We start from the raw sequence: 695 nt of genomic DNA on the forward strand, positions 1-695 counted from the left end.
CGGCCAGGATCGCGTCGGCCAGGGCGTCGGCCGCGTCACCGCCGGTGAGGTCGGCCGAGGCGAAGTCGAGGGACGCCACCCGGAGTTCGGGGCGCTCCTTGGCCACCACCTGGAGCAGGCCGTGCATGCCGGCGGCGAAGGGGTTGGTGACGGTGCCGCCCACGACCGGGTGGACGTCGCTGGTGACCACGACGACGCGTGCGGCGCGGGTCGAGCGGACCAGGTGGAACAGGGAGAGGGAGCCGGTATGCAGCTGCTCGGCGGCCCGGTCGGCGCCCAGCCCCTCGGTGATGCCGGGGCCGACGCCGCCGAGGTGGAGGACCAGGTCGGCACCGTGGGTCGACTCCAGCCAGGCGCTCGGGGGGAGTTCGTCGATGCGGACCGGCTCCACCCGGCTCCCGGGGGCGCGGGCCGAAATCGCCTCGGCGAGCCAGGCGGAGGCCTCGGTGACCAGGGCGACGACCCGGCCCGCGCGCGGGGCGGGCCCGTAAGCGGGTGCGTCCTCGCGTGTCCACAGGGGCCGGTAGAAGTCCGGGAGCCGCTCCGAGGGGGCGTCGACGGGCCCGGCGGACTGTGCGGGGGCGGTACGGGCCGATGGCTCGGGGATCCAGTAGCGCTTGCGGGCGAAGGGGTATGCCGGCAGCCCGGTCCGACGGGCCGCGGCGGGGGTGACGCGGGACCAGTCGACCTCGACG

General features: G+C 76.4%; 1 protein-coding gene. It reads right to left on the bottom strand.

The genetic code is table 11. From position 1 onward, the window contains the following. On the bottom strand, window positions 1-695 hold a 695-nt coding region (locus IH13_RS0136015), incomplete at both ends, for a hypothetical protein (RefSeq protein ID WP_031091358.1).

The sequence above is a fragment of the Streptomyces sp. NRRL WC-3549 genome (genome assembly GCF_000721935.1).
Lineage (GTDB): Bacteria > Actinomycetota > Actinomycetes > Streptomycetales > Streptomycetaceae > Streptomyces.